The 18380-nt window shown below is 69.8% G+C and carries 18 protein-coding genes and 1 pseudogene; 9 read left to right on the forward strand and 10 right to left on the reverse strand.

Annotated elements, in window-relative coordinates; translation table 11 throughout:
* Both amrb99_RS34065 and amrb99_RS34070 read right to left on the reverse strand, forming a co-directional pair.
* Window positions 1-238, reverse strand: a pseudogene (locus tag amrb99_RS34065) (hypothetical protein); the annotation flags it as partial.
* 33 nt (window positions 239-271) lie between these two features.
* Window positions 272-2347, reverse strand: coding sequence for a molybdopterin oxidoreductase family protein (locus tag amrb99_RS34070; RefSeq protein WP_190863998.1), 2076 nt, complete (start codon window positions 2345-2347; stop codon window positions 272-274).
* Window positions 2348-2511: 164 nt separating this feature from the next.
* Between amrb99_RS34070 and thyX the strand changes: the two genes are divergently transcribed.
* Entirely contained in the window at window positions 2512-3309 is a 798-nt protein-coding gene (gene thyX, locus amrb99_RS34075; RefSeq protein ID WP_190864001.1) for an FAD-dependent thymidylate synthase, read from the forward strand.
* A gap of 77 nt (window positions 3310-3386) precedes the next feature.
* Window positions 3387-4109: a dienelactone hydrolase family protein gene (locus tag amrb99_RS34080; protein WP_190864003.1), complete on the forward strand. Its 723-nt coding sequence runs from the start codon at window positions 3387-3389 to the stop codon at window positions 4107-4109.
* A 16-nt stretch (window positions 4110-4125) separates the two neighbouring features.
* Here amrb99_RS34080 and amrb99_RS34085 read toward each other — a convergent pair whose 3' ends face one another.
* Complete coding sequence (locus tag amrb99_RS34085) at window positions 4126-4530, reverse strand: PaaI family thioesterase (RefSeq protein WP_190864005.1); 405 nt, start codon at window positions 4528-4530, stop codon at window positions 4126-4128.
* Window positions 4531-4880: 350 nt separating this feature from the next.
* Entirely contained in the window at window positions 4881-5072 is a 192-nt protein-coding gene (locus tag amrb99_RS50240; protein WP_206700217.1) for a hypothetical protein, read from the reverse strand.
* 193 nt (window positions 5073-5265) lie between these two features.
* Here amrb99_RS50240 and amrb99_RS34095 point away from each other — a divergent pair, with 193 nt between their 5' ends.
* Entirely contained in the window at window positions 5266-5610 is a 345-nt protein-coding gene (locus amrb99_RS34095; protein WP_347256968.1) for an HD domain-containing phosphohydrolase, read from the forward strand.
* A gap of 269 nt (window positions 5611-5879) precedes the next feature.
* Here the strand turns inward: amrb99_RS34095 and amrb99_RS34100 are convergent, their stop codons facing one another.
* Complete coding sequence (locus amrb99_RS34100; RefSeq protein WP_190864008.1) at window positions 5880-6023, reverse strand: hypothetical protein; 144 nt, start codon at window positions 6021-6023, stop codon at window positions 5880-5882.
* Window positions 6024-6134: 111 nt separating this feature from the next.
* Between amrb99_RS34100 and amrb99_RS34105 the strand changes: the two genes are divergently transcribed.
* Window positions 6135-6386, forward strand: coding sequence for a hypothetical protein (locus tag amrb99_RS34105; RefSeq protein WP_190864010.1), 252 nt, complete (start codon window positions 6135-6137; stop codon window positions 6384-6386).
* Between the two features lie 1222 nt (window positions 6387-7608).
* Here the strand turns inward: amrb99_RS34105 and amrb99_RS34110 are convergent.
* Window positions 7609-8922, reverse strand: a complete 1314-nt coding sequence (locus tag amrb99_RS34110; protein ID WP_190864012.1) for a PQQ-binding-like beta-propeller repeat protein — start codon at window positions 8920-8922, stop codon at window positions 7609-7611.
* A gap of 810 nt (window positions 8923-9732) precedes the next feature.
* Window positions 9733-9861 carry a hypothetical protein gene (locus amrb99_RS52710; RefSeq protein WP_277820127.1) on the reverse strand — a complete coding sequence of 43 codons (129 nt, stop codon included), beginning with the start codon at window positions 9859-9861 and terminating at the stop codon, window positions 9733-9735.
* A 1231-nt stretch (window positions 9862-11092) separates the two neighbouring features.
* Between amrb99_RS52710 and amrb99_RS34120 the strand changes: the two genes are divergently transcribed.
* Entirely contained in the window at window positions 11093-11749 is a 657-nt protein-coding gene (locus amrb99_RS34120) for an MBL fold metallo-hydrolase (protein ID WP_347256966.1), read from the forward strand.
* A gap of 581 nt (window positions 11750-12330) precedes the next feature.
* On the opposite strand, the gene amrb99_RS34125 is transcribed toward amrb99_RS34120, so the two are convergent.
* Window positions 12331-13692, reverse strand: a complete 1362-nt coding sequence (locus tag amrb99_RS34125) for a serine/threonine-protein kinase (RefSeq protein WP_206700205.1) — start codon at window positions 13690-13692, stop codon at window positions 12331-12333.
* A gap of 542 nt (window positions 13693-14234) precedes the next feature.
* Window positions 14235-14408, reverse strand: coding sequence for a fibronectin type III-like domain-contianing protein (locus tag amrb99_RS34130; protein ID WP_190864016.1), 174 nt, complete (start codon window positions 14406-14408; stop codon window positions 14235-14237).
* A 504-nt stretch (window positions 14409-14912) separates the two neighbouring features.
* On the opposite strand from amrb99_RS34130, the gene amrb99_RS34135 reads away from it, so the two are divergent.
* The 4 genes from amrb99_RS34135 (at window position 14913) to amrb99_RS34150 (ending at window position 17115) form a co-directional block, all read left to right on the forward strand.
* On the forward strand, window positions 14913-15065 hold the full coding sequence (locus tag amrb99_RS34135) for a hypothetical protein (RefSeq protein WP_190864018.1): 153 nt from the start codon (window positions 14913-14915) through the stop codon (window positions 15063-15065).
* Window positions 15065-15604, forward strand: a complete 540-nt coding sequence (locus amrb99_RS51660; protein WP_241756190.1) for a hypothetical protein — start codon at window positions 15065-15067, stop codon at window positions 15602-15604. Before amrb99_RS34135 ends, amrb99_RS51660 begins: the two co-directional genes overlap by 1 nt.
* Window positions 15583-16454, forward strand: a protein-coding gene (locus amrb99_RS34145) for an IS5 family transposase (protein WP_347256967.1) whose coding sequence is annotated in 2 segments (ribosomal slippage) — window positions 15583-15930 and window positions 15933-16454 — 870 coding nt in all. Because the reading frame shifts where the segments join, the coding sequence is not laid out codon by codon here. Before amrb99_RS51660 ends, amrb99_RS34145 begins: the two co-directional genes overlap by 22 nt.
* A gap of 241 nt (window positions 16455-16695) precedes the next feature.
* Entirely contained in the window at window positions 16696-17115 is a 420-nt protein-coding gene (locus amrb99_RS34150) for a hypothetical protein (protein WP_206700206.1), read from the forward strand.
* 341 nt (window positions 17116-17456) lie between these two features.
* Here amrb99_RS34150 and amrb99_RS34155 read toward each other — a convergent pair whose 3' ends face one another.
* Window positions 17457-18374, reverse strand: coding sequence for a LysR family transcriptional regulator (locus amrb99_RS34155; protein WP_190864024.1), 918 nt, complete (start codon window positions 18372-18374; stop codon window positions 17457-17459).
* Between the last annotated feature and the right edge of the window lie 6 nt (window positions 18375-18380).

Consider the following 18380-nt stretch of genomic DNA (forward strand, 5'->3'; position numbering starts at 1 on the left):
GCCCGCCGGGCAGCGCCGAGGCCGCCCGCTCGGCGCCGTCCAGCACCCGCAGCGCCTCGTCCACCCGGCCCGCCCCGGCCAGCGCGCGCGCCTGCCGGGCCCGGACGGCGACGGCCGACGCCCGGTCCCCGCGCGCCTCGGCGTCCTGCGCGGCGGACGCGTACGCCCCCGCGGCCTCCTCCGGGCGGCCCTGCCGCTCGTACTTGCGGGCGCGGTCGAGCATGGCCTGAAACGTCATCGATCCCTCCGTACGGCGCATACCGTATCGGGATCAGCCGGCAGCGGTGATCTCGACGCGGGTGTCGTGGAACACCGGGCCGCCGCCGAGGTCGGTGGCGCGCTCGTCCACCACCGCGTTGGCGTTCGAGCCGCCGGCGAACTTCGGCCAGTGCCCCTTCGAGGTCGCCGCGACACCGGGCCTGATCTGGTCGGTCACCCGCAGGACGGCCTCGAACGAGCCGCGGTCGTTGCCGACCCGGACCCGCTGCCCGTCCGCCAGGCCCCGCGCCGCCGCGTCGTCCGGATGGACCCGCACGGCCGGGCCGCCCGCCCGGCGCCGCAGCTCCGGGTTGTTCGCGAACTGGGTGTTCAGGAACTCGTGCGACGCCGCCGAGACCAGCGCGAACGGGTAGCGCCGCGCCCGCTCCGGATCGGCGACCTCGACCGGCGGGACGTACCCGGCCAGCGGGTCCGCCCCGGCCGCGGCCGCCCGCGCCGACCGGAACTCCAGCCGCCCCGACGGCGTCGGGAACCCGTCGGCGTACGGGACGAACGGGTCCGGCACGGCCATCCGCACGAACCCCTCCTCACGCAGCCGGTCCAGCGTGATGCCCGCCATCCACGGGTGGTCGGAGGCCAGGAGCTGCTCGGCGAGCCGCTCGTCGGAGTCGTACACGGCCGGCTCCTCGACGCCCATCCGCCGCGCGAGCCGCCGGAACGTCTCCGACGTCGGCAGGCACTCGCCGGGCGGCGCGACCGCCGGCTCGTTCCAGGTCAGGTACAGGTGGCCGTAGCCCTCGTGCAGGTCGGCGTGCTCGTGCTGCGCCGTCGCCGGGAGCACGATGTCGGCGTAGTCCACGGTGTCGGTCGGGAACTGCTCCAGCACCACCGTGAACAGGTCCTCGCGCCCGAGGCCCCGCCGCACCCTGTCCTGGTGCGGCGTGCTGCCCGCCGGGTTCGCCGCGATCACGAACAGCGCCTTCACCGGCGGGTCCTGGACGTCCAGCAGCCCCTCGCCGAGCCGGCTCATCGACAGGGTCCGCACCGGCCCCGGACGGAGGTCGTCCCGGTAGAGCGCCGCCTTGTTCAGCTTGACGTGCCCCGACGTCGAGAACGCGAGGCCGCCGCCGTGCAGCCGCCAGTCCCCGGTGACCGCCGGGATGCCGGCCAGCACCCGGAGCGCCGCCCCGCCGCCGGAGTGCCGCTGGAGGCCCTGCGTCGCCCGGATGGCGGTGGGACGGGTCCGCGCGATCCGCTCGCCCAGCGCGGCGAGGTCCGCCGCCGGGACGCCGGTGATCTCCGCGGCCCGCTCCGGCGGGAACTCCGCGATCCGCTCCCGGAACTCCTCCCACCCCTGCGTGTGGTCCCGCAGGAACTCCTCGTCCTGCGCGCCGAGGCCCACGATCACGTTCAGCAGCCCCAGCGCGAGCGCCGCGTCCGTGCCGGGCAGCGGGGCAAGGTGCTCGTCTGCCTGCTGCGCCGTCCGCGTCCGGACCGGGTCGATCGCCACCAGGCGCGCCCCCGCCCTGCGCGCGTCCTGGACGAACTTCCACACGTGGTGCCCGCTGGTCAGCGGGTTCGTCCCCCACAGCAGGATCAGCCGCGCGTGCGCCAGGTCCTGCGGGTCCATGCCGCCCGCGGAGTCGATCGCGGCCTCCATCCCGGCCGCCCCGGCCGCCGAGCAGATGTCGACGGCGTGCGCCGACGCGCCCAGCGCGTTGAAGAACCGGCGCCCGCCGAAGCCCTCGCAGCCCTGCAGGTAGCCGAGCGTGCCCGTCCCCCAGTAGGGCCAGACGGCCTCGCCGCCGTGCTCGGCGATCACGCCGCGCAGCCGCCCGGCGATCTCGTCCAGCGCCTCGTCCCAGGTGATCCGCTCGAACCGCCCCTCGCCCTTCGCGCCGGCGCGGCGCATCGGGTACAGGATCCGGTCGGGCTGCTCCGCGCGTTCGAGCCACCGGTTCACCTTGGTGCACAGCGCCCCGCGCGTGTACGGATGGTCCGGGTTGCCGCGCAGCCGCACCGCCTTCCCGTCCCGGACGGTCACCGCCCACGAGCAGCCGTCCGGGCAGTCCAGCGGGCACGCCCCCAGCACCGTCAGCCCGGCCGGCCCCGAGCCCTCCTCGACCATCCTCGACCCCCCGTAGCAGGTGAAACCTCTCCAGTGTCCGACATAACCACATGAGCGTCGTCCCGGGACGCCCATTACACGCGGTGCCGGGCACCCGGGTCGCGGCGCCTCCGGCGGGGTGGTTTCCTATAGGGCGATGGAACCGGCCCGTAGGGGGATACGAAGTGAAGAGCGTCGAGCCTGAGGTGTTCCTCGTTGCGCGGCCCGAACTGGACTACGGCGAGGTCGCCCGGTACCTGCGGGAGGTCGGCGGCGAGAGCTGGCTGGAGCGCCTCGACCGGGGCGACCTCGACGGCGAGCTGAACGACCCCCAGGCCCTCGCGGAGTTCGCCGGCCGGCTCTGCTACCGGTCCTGGGAGCCGGGCCTCAACCCCAACGTGACCAAGGTCCGCACCGACTCGTCCGCCTACCTGGAGAACATCCTCCGCAGCCTGCACGGCTCGGTGCTGGAGCACGTGAGCTTCAGCTTCGTGCTGCACAACGTCAGCCGCGTGCTGACCCACGAGCTCGTGCGCCACCGCCCCGGCGTCGCGATCTCGCAGGAGTCGCTGCGGTACGTCCGGCTCACGGACATCCCCTTCTGGTTCCCCGAGTGGGCCCGCGAGGACGCCGAGCTGATGAAGCGCGCCACCGCGATGCTGGAGCAGATGGAGGAGTTCCAGGGGTGGATGACCGAGCACTTCGGGCTGGACGAGGAGGGCGTCCCCTTCAAGGAGAAGAAGCACAAGACCTCCTTCATGCGCCGCTTCGCCCCCGAGGGCCTCGGCACGGGCCTGGTCTGGACGGCGAACGTCCGCAGCCTGCGGCACACCCTGGAGAACCGGACCGCGCCCGGCGCCGAGGAGGAGATCCGCCTGCTCTTCGGCAAGATCGGCGAGCTCATGCGCACGGAGGCGCCCGACCTGTTCGGGGACTACGAGGTCGAGGACGGCGCCTGGATCCCGAAGTGGCGCAAGGTCTGACGACCGCCCCGGGGCGCTGAGCCGGCGCCCGCGTGGGCCTGTACGTACGACGTACGCCTCCGGCAGGATGGGGCGGCATGTCGGACATCGTGATTCCCGCCGGCGCCCGCGAGCTGCCCGGGTACCTCGCCGTCCCCGAGGGCGAGGGGCCGTGGCCCGCCGTCGTCATCGTGTTCGAGGCGTTCGGCGCCACCCCTGACATGCGCGCGCAGGCCGACCGGTTCGCCTCCCGCGGCTACCTGGCCGTCCTGCCCGACTTCTACGACGGCGCGCCGTGGGTGCGGTGCGTCCGCAAGGCGCTGGGGGAGATGCGCGCCGGGCGCGGCCCCACCTACGACGCGGTCGAGGCGGCGCGCGCGTGGCTGGCCGCGCGCGGCGACTGCACCGGCGACGTGGGCGTGTGCGGCTTCTGCATGGGGGGCGGGTTCGCGCTGGTGGCCGCGGCGAAGTACGACTTCCAGGCGGCGGCGGTCAACTACGGCATGCTGCCGAGGAGGCCGGAGGAGGCGCTGCGGGAGGCGTGCCCGATCATCGCCAGCTACGGCGGCGCGGACCCGACCCTCCGCGGCGCCGCGGCCAAGCTGGACCGGGCCCTGACCGCCGGGGGAGTCCCGCACGACGTGCGGGAGTACCCCGGCAGCGGCCACGGCTTCCTCACCGACACCGAGGCGCCGGGCCTCCTCGGGCCGGTCACGAAGATCGCGTTCGGCCTGGGCCGGGGCCGCGAGAACGCGCCCGTCGCCTGGGAGCGCATCTTCGCCTTCTTCGACGAGCACGTCGCTAAAAAATCTACAACGTAAAGGCGCCGGGCCGTGGTCACGTCCGCAGAACGGCTTGGGTCTGGGTCACCTGGGCGACACGGCGGCCGGTGCCATCGTAGAGGTCGGTCTGCACCACGATGGACGTCCGGCCCGTGTGCAGCGGGTGCGAGACGCCCCGGACGCTGCCCTCCTTCACGCCCCTGAAGAAGTTGGTCTTGGACTCCAGCGTCGTCGTGGACGCGCCCGGCGGCAGGTTGAGGAAGGCGCAGGCCGCGCCGAGCGTGTCGGCGAGCGCCATCAGCGCCCCGCCGTGCATCAGCCCGCCGGCCGTGCAGCGGTCCGCCGCCCAGTCGAGGCGGCCCGTGACCTCCTCGGGAGCGGCCGCGTCGATCTCCACGCCGAGCGCGCGGGCGAACGGCATGGCGTCGGTGATCTGGTCGGGGGTGAGCCCGGTGGTCATGGGTCCTCCTCAGGGCGCCGGAACCTACCCGGCCCACCTTCACGATCACACCCGCGCGCCGTCCATTACCTCACGGGTAAAAGCCGAGGCGTCCGATCACATCGGGGGAGTCGATCGGGAAGCCTTCTTCCTGCAGTGATGGACTGATCAGGTCGAAGGAGATCGTAAGAGGTTCGAGCACGTTGGCTCCCCGCTCTGGCTCCCGTGGCTCCCCGCTGAGTTCGCTCTCCGATGGGCTCAACTCCAAGAGGTCCACGAGCACCTACGGCGCCAGAGCGCCGGGCTCGACGGGCACGCCCTACCGTGGGCAGATGGACGACCATCCGACCGTGCGAGCACTCGCCGACGCTCTACGGTCCTGGCACGTACTCCTTGATGGGATCGATACGGCTGATCTGGCGCTCGCCACCGTCAATCCCGGCTGGAGCGTCGGCGACGTCATCAATCACGCGATCGCGGTCACCGCCAAGTTCACCGCCTTCGCCGATGGCACGACCGACCGGCCACGCACTGCGGGCCGCGACTTCATCGGCACCGGCCACCGCGCCGCGTGGGGCCTCGCCGCCGATCGTGCACTAACCGCCTGGCGTAGCGCCGATCCGCGCCGACACTGCCGAACTACTTGGGACGGCGCCCTACCTGAGCGCCAGCAGAGCACGGCAACCCAAATGAGCAAGACCCCGCTATCTCCACAAAAGCGCCGGTCTGCTCGCACGCGACACGATCACCGGAATCCTGCACCACCACGAGCGCTTCGACGGCAGCGGCTACCTGCAAGGCCTGGCCGGCACCGACATCCCCCAAGTCGCTCGCATGGTCGCCGTGGTCGACGCCTTCGACGCCATGATCACCACACGGTGCGCCCCCTTGGCGCGGACCATCCCCGAAGCTGTGGAAGTACTCCGAGAGTGCGCGGGCGGCCCAACGGATCCAGACATGGTCCAAGCCTTCCTGGCCGTCCTAGAGGCTCACCACGACGAGATCGAGGACCTCAGCCGCCAGCACCGGACAACCAAACCCGACTACTCCATGTCCTCGGAGTCCTTGATCAAGGAGCTGAATGCCTGTGACCGCTCATGATGCTGCGAGCACCTCGGAAGAGCACCTGATCCGGACGTCCATGACCACGCCATGAGGCCCGAGGCACCCTGAGCGCGCGGATCCATCGTGGCTCGTTATGCTTCCCCAGTGGTAGCCGGCGCCGTGGGAGGCCTCGTACTACTCGACGACGATGACCGGCAGCGGCCCCTCCCGTGGGACCTTGATACCCACGCTCTGGGCCCAATGCCTGATCGCCGCATCGCTTCCGACCAGCGCGTGCGACGCGCGGCGCTCCTCCAATGCCTGCTCTACTTCTTGTCTAGTGCAACACCGACCCCGACCGCACCGGCGAACTCGCCCGCCGCTGGCTGGCCGAGGTCACCGCTGAGCGGCCTGGCCCGAAACGCCTCGCCGTAACCGCCACCCGCCTCGCCGGTGTCCGAATCGATCACGGCGAGAAACCTCAATAGACTCACCTGCTGAACAGCTCTCCAGCAGATTGAGTGGTGGAACGACTGACGCGAGCCGAGTCCAACACCCCTCATCGGGAAAGGAAGACACAGATGCGACTACGCAAAGCAGCCGTGAGTGCCGGGCTCACCATCCTGGCGGTCGGCGGACTGAGTACGGCCGCCCAGGCGGCCACACCGCAGATCGGCGGCTCCTCGAAATTTGGGCCGGGCCCAGGGTGGACGCTGGTCGATAACTATGCGAGCCGTTTCGAGTGCGTGGATGCGGGCCAGCAGTACGAGCGTGAGGGCTGGAAATACATCTGCTGGGACCAGGCCTTTACCACCCAACTCTGGATCAAATAGCTCAGGCACCGAACGCTGTGTACAGATCACACTTGTAATGAATGTTCGCGGTCCGGTGCATTAGCCTTCGGTTGTAAAACCCGTCTCGGCCGCACGAGTGAAGGGCGAGGCCGCGAGGCCTCGCCCTTCACTCGTGCGAATCCGGATGCTCACCCGCGAGGTCCTGCTGCAGAGCGTTTGTTGGGGATGAGGGTCTCGCAGCGTGTTCCTCACCTTGGTTACGTTGTTGCGTCGGTCAGCGAGGCATTCGACGTCTCAGCGCGTCCCCTGCGGACTTCCTGGAGACCGTCACGTTCGCGGGTGCGCGGATGTACCTGCCGGCGGTCATCGAGCACCACACCCGCCGCATCCGGGTTCCGTGAGTGTGGCCCGTAAAGGCGCGGCTGTTGAGCGACGATGACGACGTGCGCCTGGTGGCCGAGTTGATCACCGAGCACCTGCCCGTCGTCAGCGCCGACCGCGCCCAGGCTGGCGCCTCCTCGCCCGCCTGCCCAACCGCTGCAACGGCGGATCCGGCGCTACAGCGAGGTGTACGTCCTGGACGACGTTGTTTACGTTCGCGCCGGGCCTTCCAGGTGTCGGGGGCAGCGTTGGTCGCGCGGCTCCTGGCGGTATCGGCGTTGCTGCAGTCGACCGCCGACTGCACGCCCGGGGATCGGAGTCGTTGCGGTCCCCGGCCCGCGCGGCGAACGGGGCCATGCTCGGCGCGGGGGAGGCGGACCGTTAAGGGCGCGGATGCCGGAGCCAAATGCGGGTAAACACCGACCGTTCCTTGATCACCGTGCGTGGTCCGCCGCACCTGGCTATAACCAGGGGATCCGGCGCCGCATGTGCGCCCGAGGATCCTTGGGGGAGTTCTGTGTGCTGCGCCTCGTTCTGCGGCCAGACCAAGATCGTGCCTGCCGACGACCCTGCGCCTGCCGATGGCCGCGTTCAGCGCAGCGACCAGCAGCGGGGCAGTGTCCTGTGCGAGGAGTGCTGTCATGCGTGCAGCACATCGCGCCCGGGTTCGGCCCGGGTCCGGAGCGAGTCCGTCGATGGTCCGGCTTGGGTGCGTTCTCGCGGCGGCACGGTCCGGATGCTGGGCACGTTCCTGCCGGACATTCCGTTGAAGGTGCCGGCGGAGGTGGTCGAGTTCGCTGCCGCGCAGCTCGCCAGGAGCGGTCATGTTCACCCCCTGCGAGGCTAATCAGCCTTTGCAGGGGGTTCGAAAACTGCTTCTTCATGGGAGTCTGCGCGGGCTCTGAATATCGGGGCGCTCGGCGTACAGGTTGTCGGTGGTGACGCCGATGACGACGATGCCGTCGGTGACAGGTCCATAGATGAAGTTTTCTTCGCCGGTCGGGTTGCGGCCGAGGATCCTGCCGGTCCGGCCGTCCAAGACGACGAGCTCAAAGCTTTCGTTTTTGGAAACGAAGGACACGATGTAGACCCGGCCGTCGGCCACGGCGAGGCTCTCGTTGGCCTGGGGAAGGTGGCCGGAATCGGGAATCGGGGTGCGCCACAGCTCCCTGCCGGCGGCCGGATCGATCCCGCAGATGGCGTCGCCTTTCTTATCCTTGCAGAGGCTGACCTGGAGTCCGTCGTCCAAGGCGGCCGCGTACCGGTCCTTCCAGCGCCGTTTCGTCACGATTCGGCCGGTCGCCGGGTCGAGAATGTCGGTCATGTCGCCGGCCGCCACGGCCAACCGGCCGTTGACAACTCCGACGGCATCGACCATGGTGCCGGAGCGCGGCGGCCCGAACAGCTGTGAGGCGTGCAGCGCCCACCGTGTGGCTCCGGTCGCCGGGTCGAATCCGACGACTGCTTTGTCCGGTGCGTCATAGTCGTTACAGGCGACGACGAGGGTGCCCGGCAACACGGCCACACGGGCGAAGATGCTCTCGTAGGGGCAAGTGTCGGGCCATTTCTGCTTCCAGCGGGTCTTTCCGGTCGCGCGGGAGATCCCGGCGATTCCGTCGCTGCCCATCAACGCCAGCGTCGCCGTGTCGGCGTCCGGCACCGTGGAGATGGAGTTCTCGGAATCGATGTCGGGCATCTTCCGCGACCATCGGATCTTGCCTGAACGAATGGTGATCTTCACCAGGTCGCCGCTCGTCGACCGGAGGAAGACCTCGCCCGTCGAGCGATCGACCCCCACCGGCGCCGACTTGCTCTTGGTGTAGCGCCAGTAGACCTTGCCCGTGACGATGTCGACGGCGCGTACGCCGTCACCGGCGGGCATGATCGCGAGCCCGCTGTAGATCACCGTGTCCCGGGGGGCGGAGGCCACCCGGTTCGCCGAGTGCACGGGCGGCTGCGCCGCCACCGGCTGAGGGAACCGCCCGTACGGCCCCCGCATGCCGTCATCGAACACCGCCCGGAGGTGCGGCACACCCCAGGACGCCAGAGCGACGGCGATCAATGCCGTCAGGATCACGCGCAGCCGCCACCATCCCCCCCGCCTAGCCGCCGGTTTGCCGACCGTCCGCGACCCGACGGTCTCCACCTGCGATGTGGCGGGCGGGTGGGTACGCGGTTCGCTGCCCTCGGTCATCGCTGGTCCAGCCTCCGTGGCGAGCCAGGGGATTCCATTCATCCCCGGGTGAGGTCCAGTAGCGGGCTTGGCACCCACCACCAGCAAAGAGTCAGCGCGTTCACCCGAACCGCAAGTACCGGGCGACGGACCAACACGTTGATCGGCTACGCCCTGGCCAGATCCGGTGAGGCTGACGCCTTACCCAAGGGCAAGGTGTACCGCCGTCTTCCGTTGTGTGTTGGTTCACCCTACAACGTGTCGGCCATGTCGATCGGTCGTGCTGGCGTGCAGCTCGTCCGGCCAGTAGCGACAACGACTGAATCTTCGCTTCGGTTTGATCACTTGGCTCGTTTGGGCTGGTCGCGGCTTCTACGTTGCCGGGTATGCCAGTGGATTCCCTATTTGATCAGCAGGTGGCCAGGTACAGGCGGTGTGCAGTGGAGCCGCCGACGGGTGAGCCGGAGATGTCCTTCCGGCTGGATGAGCGTGCGTTGACGCTCGATCGAAGCGGGCGCTGGCGAATCGGTTGGGGTGGGCGGCGCAGTGGGGCGCGGTGCAGATGCTGGGCACCTTCGTGACCGAGGATCTGTCGGACGTTGCTCATGCCGAAAACCCCATCCATGCAGGTCATTCGGCATGCCGGTACTGGTTGAGGATTCCACCGAGACGTTGGTGTCTTTGTACGTTCAGATCGGCGATCTGGTCGGGGTCGGTGATCGGTGAGGGCAGCGGAGTGCACGGGCGGGCGTTGGCAATGCTCCGGTGCGGCCGGTGCTCGTTGTAGAAGGTTTGGAACTCGCGCAGCGTGTGGAGCAGGTGGCGCTGGTTTCAGATCAGGGTCCGGTCCAGCAGTTCGCGGCGGCAGGTCTGCACCCAATGTTCCATGATTGAGCTCATCCGTGGCATTAGCACCTCGGTGAGCACCATGCCCGCGTCGGCCAGGACGGCGTCGAACAACTCAGGGACGTGACGGCGGCCGCGACGATCATGTGCAGGTAGGTCTGCCGGGTCAGCCCGCCTTCGCCGGTTCGCCGGAGTAGGAAGAGGAACCCCGAGTAGCAGCCCGCGGCCAACCGCGTGCAGTACACAGGTGAGCGGATCGATGCCCATCTCCCCGCCGAACCGTCCCGGCGGTCAGGACGAGGCCGGCCAACAGAAGCGGCAGCGCCAGGGCGAACCGGCGTCCCGGCGACTCACGGTCGACCACCAGCGCCAGCAGCGGTACCAGCAGCACCTGCATGTTCACCACGACCGTCGAGATCCCCGGCGCGGGTTTCGGAATTGGCCTGTGTCCACAGCGGCATGTCGCCCGCCGGCAGTACGCCCGCAGCCCACACCAGCGCCGGGTTCGCCGGTCCGGGTTGCCGTGGCGGCGTTCTGCCAGCGCCAACGCGACCAGTAGCGGCATCGCCCAGGAACCATGAGGCGGATCACCCGGGTTATTCATCGGGGTCATACGTAACGTATGCTCCGACCCAGACCGCGACGAAACTCAGCGCCAGAAGCAGTAAGACGCAAAGGCAGACGCCTCGGCCAAGCCAAAGCAGGAATGCTGAGTGCGTCCTGTCGCTGAGGTAGATCAACCCTATCAATGGGGGAATGAGGGCGAGATGATCAGGCGCCAGCAAAGTCGCGTGAGTCGATTGCCGATGGCGGCTCGCTCATCCGGCGGTAGATTCGATCTGCGCAAGGCTTGCTCCCGAGCAGCTAGTGATGCACTGACCATGCGTTGAGGGCCATCCATGACAGGGCCCACCGGGGCCATGAACACCACCGACAGTGCCTCCCCGCAGTGGGCGTGCATGCCTTCGCCCGCGGGAGGGCACCTTGACGGCAGACGAGCCACTCCCGGAAGGACCGTAGCGAAAGTCGGGCTCGCTGTGGAGGCCCTGGAAACTGATCTGGCCTCCGATCCTTTTCGCTTCGAAATGCCGCCATGTCGTGGAGGTTGATGCCCTCATGTCGGCAAGTGCTTCGCGGAACCGGCTGGACCCACTGTAGCTCCAATGGGTGTCGGTGTGGCTGAAGTCAATTCCGATAGCTGCAGTCTTCCTGGTGAGTACGACAATTATTGTTCAGTTCTTTCCGGTGATGACGGCGGCGCTGGTGAAACACCAGCATGTGTGCCGTGCCTGGTCGAGGAGGGCCGCGGCGGACGCCGCCGATCTAGCCATGCACGCCGCAGCGTGTGGCCCGCGCAGCCGCCCCCCGTCGGCGCGCAGCCCCCGACCCGGGGACGCCATCTGCGTCACTCACTCCCCCCGACCACTACAGCGACCTGATCCCCTGCCTGGAGGGCATGGCCGGTGAGGCCACCGGGCGCAAGCTGCTGGTGGCCAACCCGACCGTGGCCGACCGGTTCCGCGCATTCTCGCCCTACCATGCCGACGGCATGGCCGGCATGGTCACGCTCGCTCATCCCCGGACCGAAGGGGACGGCGAACCCTCGGTCAAGGTCGGCGACCTGACGATCCACGCCACCCCGGCGCTGCACACCGAGGAGATAGGCCGCACTCGCTCGGCGATCGGCCTGGCTTACCAGACCCCGGTCGGCACGATCTGGTACACCTCCGACACCCATCTTGGCTCCGGCCTACTCGACGACGTCACCGTGCTCGCGCCCGAGCCGGCGCTAATGATCGCGCACGCGGACGCCACTAACCTGCGCCCCTCGCCTGAGCGGGCCGCGGCGTGCCACCTGGAGACCCGCGACGTGCCGGCGATCGCCGCCGCGCTGCGCCCGGGCACGTCCTCATCCACCACTACGACGCCGCCCACGCCGCACCCCGGTACCGCATCGCTCAGGCCGTCCAGCTCCAGCGCGAACTGGACCGGCGCGGCCTGACCACCCGCGTGCTGCCCTCGGCGAGGGGCGTGCGCCTCGCGCTCGCCGACGGCAAGGTGCGACACCACCTTGTCGACGTCGTCAATGACGCCGGCGCGGTCGTCGCCGAGTTTCTGCGGATCGCCTGACGCGTCGCGGGGAGTGGCTGAGTCCGCTCGTCAGCCGGGCCGAGTGCCTGCCTGCACGGTGTGATCAGTGAGCTGTCCGGCCACGTCCGCGCGCTGAATGAACCTGAAGTCCGTGATCTGATACGCCATCACCTGCTCGTTCCCGGCACGCGACTTCTACCCCGCTCCCCGCCTCCTGCCCGGGCCGGCCGCCCTTGCGGCTCGATGCCCCGGAGACAAACTCCCAGCAGCGCGGCCTGCAGGTACAGCCGGTCCTGCTGCCCCGTCGGCGCCGTGACCGGCTCCGCCGACGCGCGTCGGCCGATTCCGCAACTACGGAGCCAGAGCAGCGGTAAAGCGTTCGCCAGTAGGTCGTCCGGGAGTATAGACGGCCCAGCGCGGCGGCGAACGCCACCCTGTTTTCTCGCTTCAGCCGCGCCGCCTGAGCCTTGGCGCCCGTCCGGGCTAGGCGGCTCAGGCGACCTCGATTCGCAGGAGCGTCTTGCCGTCGTCGAGGACGACCTCGACACTGATGACGCCCGGCACGTGGACGGGGCGGACCCCGATGGTGCAGCTCCTGCCGTCCGGGGCCAGCGTGCACGGGCTCACGGCCGCGACGCCGGGCTTGGTCTGCAGCCACTGCTGGACGGCTTGGAACGTCGCTCGATCGGTGGGCGTGGCGGGGCCGGAGCACGCTGCGCCGCACGCGCGGGCGGCGGTGAGGGTGACCTGTGCCCTGCCACCGCCGACGTTCTCCTCCGATGTACGGGTGTAGCCGCTGGGCGCCCCGAGCTTCTCGGCGATGCTCAAGTTGTTCTCGTAGGTGGAGTCCGCGCCGCCACGGATGACGAACGCGAGCACCGCCGCGGCCGCGACGGCTGTCAGTGCCGCGCCGATCAGCACGGGCCACAGGAGTTTCGCGCGCCGCCTCGCCGGCGCCCCGGGCATCGGGGCCTGAGGGACCCCCTGTGGCGGCCCTTGGACAGGTGTTCGCTGGGGCGGTTCGGCGGGTGCGGGCTGACCGGAAGCGAGCTGGGCCAGCATCACCTGGAGCCGGTCGACGGTCAGCCGCTGGGCCGGGTCCTTGCGGAGAAGACCGCTGATGACCGGCTCAAGGGGGCCCGCGTGAGCGGCGGGTGCGGGATCTTCGGTCGCGACGGCGACGAAGACCGCGCCGGTGCTCGTGCCTGTGAACGGGGGACGGCCCTCCACGGCGGTGTAAAGGGTCGCGCCCAGCGACCAGAGATCGGTCTCGGCGCCGGCCGGACGCCCGCGTACCTGCTCGGGCGACATGAAGGCAGGGGTCCCGATGACCTCGCCGGAGCGGGTCAGGGCGGCGTCGCCGTCGATGGCGGCGATGCCGAAGTCGGTCAGGACGACCCGGTCGCCTTCCAGGAGGACGTTGGCCGGCTTGATGTCGCGGTGGGCGATGCCCGCCCGGTGCGCCGCCTGAAGGGCGTTGAGCATCTGCAGGCCGATCCTCGCGGCCTGTTGGGGCGGGAGCGGCCCCCGGGCTTTGAGGAGGTCGTCCAAGGACCCGCCGTGCACCAGTTCCAGGACGATCCAGGGGCGTCCGTCGTCACCGGTCACCAGATCATGGACGGTGACGATGCCCGGGTGCTTCAACCGCGCGGCCGCGCGCGCCTCGCGGTCCAGCCGCGCGATCCAGGTCCGCCGCTGGTCGGCGCTGAGATGCTCGGGGAGCCGGAGTTCCTTGACGGCGACGTCTCGCCCCAGCTGCCCGTCATGGGCGCGCCAGACGGCTCCCATGCCGCCCCGTCCCAGCAGACCCGTCAACCGGTACCGGTGGGCGAGGACCTGACCGAGATCGTTCACGAGCCGACCCTAGCCGCGCCCGGCTCAAACAGACAACCGCGTCCGGCGCGGCGCACCGGCGTGCCGGGCCGCCATGCTGTTCTGCCACTTCCTGCGCTCGGGCCGCTGCGGCCGCCAGCATGACGGCCGCACGGCGCCCTCGATGGCGACGGCAGCGTCCGGCTCGGTTGGCCGATGTCCGGCTTCCGGCGCCTCTGCAGCGGACGTTCATGATCGTGGCGTGGCGTGGTATCCGATGTTTCCTATCAGTCCCGCGTCGTGGCTGGCGCGACGCTGCCCACGGCGGCCGAGGGACGTGACTCGGCCTGGCTCATCGCGTGGCTGACCGGGTCGTGGTTCGCCAGCCCGCTCCTGTTCTGGGTGGTCGAGCTCCTGGGGGAGAACGATCGCGACACCTATCACGTTTCTCTCCGGGCCTTATCGGCGCGGCGCTGGGGTGGATCGGACCGGGCGGCGCCGTGCTTGCTCCGGTCGTCGGCCTCGTGGTGGCGTCGATCGGGCGCCGCGCCGGGCGTGCAGATCCTTCCGGCGCCTCCGCCGTCTCAGTCCTGCTCAGGCAGTTGCAACGGGACAGCGATCCGGAGGTCGGCGATGCTGTGGCCGATCTCGACGTTGTACCGCCCCGGTATCCGGGTCCAGGCTTGTGTGACCTCGTCCCATATCTCGAAGGCCCGGTCGGGAAGAGGGATCTGGACGTCGGCCGTCGTCGTCGTCATGCGCTTGCAGGAGCTCGGAGAGCAGCGAGCGACTGCCACGCCTCTGGATTCAGTAGTTTCTCGATGACACAGTGTGCTCGCACCCCGCGTCACTTCAATTTCGAAGGGGTTCGATGCACAGCTCCCTGTCCACAAGATCTGGGCGGGTACGCCGGACGGCCGTGCTGCTCGCGCTGGTCACGCTGACGCTGGGCGTGCTTTCTCCCGCAGCCTCGGCGGCCTCGCCCCGCCCCGCCACGCCCTCCACCAACGCGCCCTCGGCCAGCCTCCACCGCACTTCTTCATCACCAAGTCTGAGTAGTCGGCCGGGCTCGATGGGCACACCCGCCTGGCGCACACCCGCCAGGCCAAGGCCATTTGGGACGCTCCAGCGCCGCCCCGAGGTCATGCCCAGACCGCGGCTGCCTGTCCTGCGATGACGTGGTTCACCGACTGCGAGACCCGCACCGGCCGGGTGCTGTGGTTGGTCGACGGCGTCCCCAGGGAGAGGTCGACTACCGCTCTATGTTGGAGCTGACCACCAAGGCCAACTCCGCGGCGTTCACCGTGAAGCTGACCATCCAGGTCCAGTCCTCAGGCCTGCCCGCGGGGTCGGGCGCCGACTTCGAGCCCGACTGCGACCACCCCTGCGCCACCAACAGCTCCCTGTCGGGTTGATGGCCGTCGGCGCCGGCTACAGCGGCACCTTCACCTACACCGACACCACCACCTCCCACCACGAACCGCAGCTGACCGTCACCATCACCCCGCGCGTCCCCGATGCCGACACCACCCAGCCGGGACACGGCGTTCTGCAGATCAGGGTCCGCTGCGACGATGAGTTCGAGGGCCTGCTGGCCGGCTGCGTCAACCCCGCCTATATCCCGACCATGACCCAGCTGCCCGACATCGCCACCAACATCCGCGGCATCCAGGCCCGCGGCGGCTACGGCGTGCCCGGCAAACCGGCCTTCGCGCTGCATCGCGAAGCCGACCCGGCCGAGCAACGCGAAAACCGCGAGGAAGCCTGCAACATCCGTGTCACCGGACCCGCCCGGCAGGCCGGTCCTGCGACGAATACCCCTTCGGCTCCACCAAGGAAAGCGGCAACGCCCTGCCCGCCCTCTAGGGCCTGTCCGGTAGATCTTGGTGTTTTGCTGAGGGCGATCTGGTGGGTGTGGGTTGATGGTGTGTCGTGGTGCGACGGCATGAGTTGACCGATGCGGCGTGGCGGCGGATCGAGCCGTTGTTGCCTGCGCAGCCCGCTCGCGGGGGCCGGTGGGTCGATCACCGGACGGTGTTGAACGGGATCTTGTGGAAGTTGGCCACCGGTGTGCCGTGGCGGGACCTGCCGGAGCGGTACGGCAACTGGAAGACCGTCTATGAGCGGTACCGGCGGTGGGCTGCCGACGGCACCTTCGATGCGATCTTGACTCACGTGCAGGTCCACGACGACTCGGTCGGCCGCATCGACTGGACCGTTAGCGTGGACTCCACCATCGTGCGCGCGCACCAGCACGCTGCCGGAGCCCGCAAAAAGGGGAAGCCAGCGGGACGAACCGGGCATCACCGGCTGCCGGGCAGGCACTCGGGCGGTCACGGGGCGGGCTGACCACCAAGATCCACCTGGCGGTCGACGGGCGCGGCCTGCCTTTGTCGATCGTGCTCACGCCGGGCAACGTCAACGATTGCACCGCTTTCCCCTGCGTCCTTGCGGAGCTCGCCGTGCCGCGGCCCGGTTCGGGTCGTCCTCGGTGCCGGCCCGACCGGGTGATCGCCGACAAGGCCTACAGTTCGGCCGCGATCCGCCGGTCACTGCGGGACCGGGGAATCGCCGCGACCATCCCCGAACGCGCCGACCAGAAGGCCGGACGCGCCCGCCGCGGCTCACGTGGCGGGCGCCCACCGGTCCTCGACCCGGGCCTCTACAAGCGCCGCAACGTGGTCGAACGCTGCATCGGCCGCCTCAAGCAATGGCGCGGCATCGCCACCCGCTTCGACAAACTCGCCCGCAACTACAGAGCAGCAATCGTCCTGGTCACCGCACTGCTCTGGATCAACACATGATCCACCGGACACGACCTAGCACGGCTGGGCCTTCGTCCCCGCCGACCAGCAGAACAAGCAAGCGGGGTTCATCACCGGCTTCTACAAGCAGAACCGGGTCATCGACAACGACCCCTTCTGCGTCCAACTAGCCCGTGGCGGGTCCAGGCGCCAGCGCCGGCCAATGACCGCACCTGATGGATCTCCCGCCGCTCGCCCAATGGGCCGGGCGGTGGGAGACCGTCTGGGCAGGAATGTCGATATGAACGCACTTCAGGAGCCCCCGCGTCCGGTGACGCTGCCGGTCAGCGACTGGCTTCGGGTCGACGCAGTGCTCGACAACGAAGCATCCTGTGACGCCGACGACGACCGCCTCGCCGAGATGGCCCTCCGCATCCGTGAGACCGGATGGGCGCAACTGCCCGACTGGCCCACCGAGCCCGCCAGATTCGCCGCCTGGCCCCACCCGGGCCAGACCGTCACCGTCACACCGACCCCACCCCAATGGACCCTCACCCTCACCGCGCTGAACCGATGGGCGCATGTGGCAGACCGCGCCGCCTCCCGCGACAGCTACCTGGACGCCCACCGGCTACAGACGATCGCTACAAAGATCAGTCAGCAACTCCACGCGCCAGGAGCGGACCAGCAGGCCCGCGAGGAGGATCGGTGCAGGAAATAGCGGTAGGGCTGCCGACCTGCGCTCGTGCCCCCCAGGCCCGACAGTGCACCCACCGCTTCCGGCCGCCCTCCAACCGTGCTCTGGAACGCCAGAAGTCCACGCGGCTGCGCGGCGAAATGGACTACCGCTTGCCCTCCGCTGGCTGCACCTGACCCCCGCGGCTTCACGCGGGCGACGGGACCCCCGGAGGTCGGCGACCGTCGCGGGGGCCCCGCAGTCCAGGGAGTGTGGTGTCGAATTCTTATGGCAGAAAGGGCCGCAGGCTGCCGATTCATGCAGCATCCGCCGCAGGGTGTTGTTCCCGCGCGCGGCTGCGGCGTGCTGGCCCTGCAGGGTCGGTGTCAGGGTGAGAGGTCGGTTTTGAGGGCGGCGGTGCGGAGGGCGTCGGCGAGGCGGGCGGCGGGTTCTGGGAGTGGGCGGGGGAGGTGGGCGAGCAGGATGCGTCGTTGTTCGGCGGGGCCGCCTCGGACGGGTAGGACGCGCACTCCTGGGGGCATGGCGGGGGTGAGGGCGGCGGGGACGGTGGTGATGCCGAAACCGGCGGCGACGAGATGGAGTTTGGCGAGCCAGTCGCGGGCGGTGTGGGCGATGTGGGGTCGTTCGTCCAGTCCGGGCCATACGCCCATCACCCGCTCCTGGCCGGTGCCGGCGACCCAGCGCTGACCGTGCAGGTCGGTGACGTCGATCGCCTCGCCCCGGGCGAGCGGGTGGGCTTCGGGGACGGCGATGCGCAGGCCGCGTTCGGTGAGTGTGCGCAGGACCAGGGCGGGGGTCTGGTTGTCGGGCGGGCGGAACGGCGGTGCGGAGGCCAGCAGTGCCAGGTTGATGGTGCCGGTGCGCAGCGCGCGGACCAGGGCGGGGGTGCTTCCTTCGCGGGTGGTGACGGTGATGGCGGGGTGGGTGCGGCGCAGGGCGGTCAGTGCGGTGGGCAGGAGCCAGGCGCCGGCGCTGGTGAACCAGCCGAGCCGGACGGTGGCGTGCTCGTCGGGCAGCCCGGCCAGTTCGCGCGCGGTGGCGTCGAGCTGGTCGATGACGGTGGCGGCGCGGCGCAGGACGATCTGCCCGGCGGGGGTGAGGCGCACGCCGTCGTGGCGGCGGTGCAGCAGCGGTGTTCCGGCCGCGCGTTCCAGCGAGGCGATCTGGCGGGACACCGCGGACTGGGTGTAGCCGAGCGCGGTGGCGGCCGCGGTGAGGGTGCCGCGCTCGGCCACCTCGCGGAACACCCGCAGCGCGGTGAGCGAGGCATCGGTGAAGGCCATGACATT

The sequence above is a fragment of the Actinomadura sp. RB99 genome, assembly GCF_014706005.1.
Taxonomy (GTDB): Bacteria; Actinomycetota; Actinomycetes; order Streptosporangiales; family Streptosporangiaceae; genus Spirillospora.

Coding starts and splice junctions, on each gene's coding strand:
- amrb99_RS34130 (WP_190864016.1), bottom strand. CDS start 14,408: ATGACGACGACGACGGCCGACGTCCAGATCCCTCTTCCCGACCGGGCC.
- amrb99_RS34155 (WP_190864024.1), bottom strand. CDS start 18,374: ATGGCCTTCACCGATGCCTCGCTCACCGCGCTGCGGGTGTTCCGCGAG.
- amrb99_RS34105 (WP_190864010.1), top strand. CDS start 6,135: ATGCGACTACGCAAAGCAGCCGTGAGTGCCGGGCTCACCATCCTGGCG.
- amrb99_RS34080 (WP_190864003.1), top strand. CDS start 3,387: ATGTCGGACATCGTGATTCCCGCCGGCGCCCGCGAGCTGCCCGGGTAC.
- amrb99_RS34135 (WP_190864018.1), top strand. CDS start 14,913: ATGTTGGAGCTGACCACCAAGGCCAACTCCGCGGCGTTCACCGTGAAG.
- amrb99_RS34085 (WP_190864005.1), bottom strand. CDS start 4,530: ATGACCACCGGGCTCACCCCCGACCAGATCACCGACGCCATGCCGTTC.
- amrb99_RS51660 (WP_241756190.1), top strand. CDS start 15,065: ATGGCCGTCGGCGCCGGCTACAGCGGCACCTTCACCTACACCGACACC.
- amrb99_RS34150 (WP_206700206.1), top strand. CDS start 16,696: ATGAACGCACTTCAGGAGCCCCCGCGTCCGGTGACGCTGCCGGTCAGC.
- amrb99_RS34070 (WP_190863998.1), bottom strand. CDS start 2,347: ATGGTCGAGGAGGGCTCGGGGCCGGCCGGGCTGACGGTGCTGGGGGCG.
- amrb99_RS34110 (WP_190864012.1), bottom strand. CDS start 8,922: ATGACCGAGGGCAGCGAACCGCGTACCCACCCGCCCGCCACATCGCAG.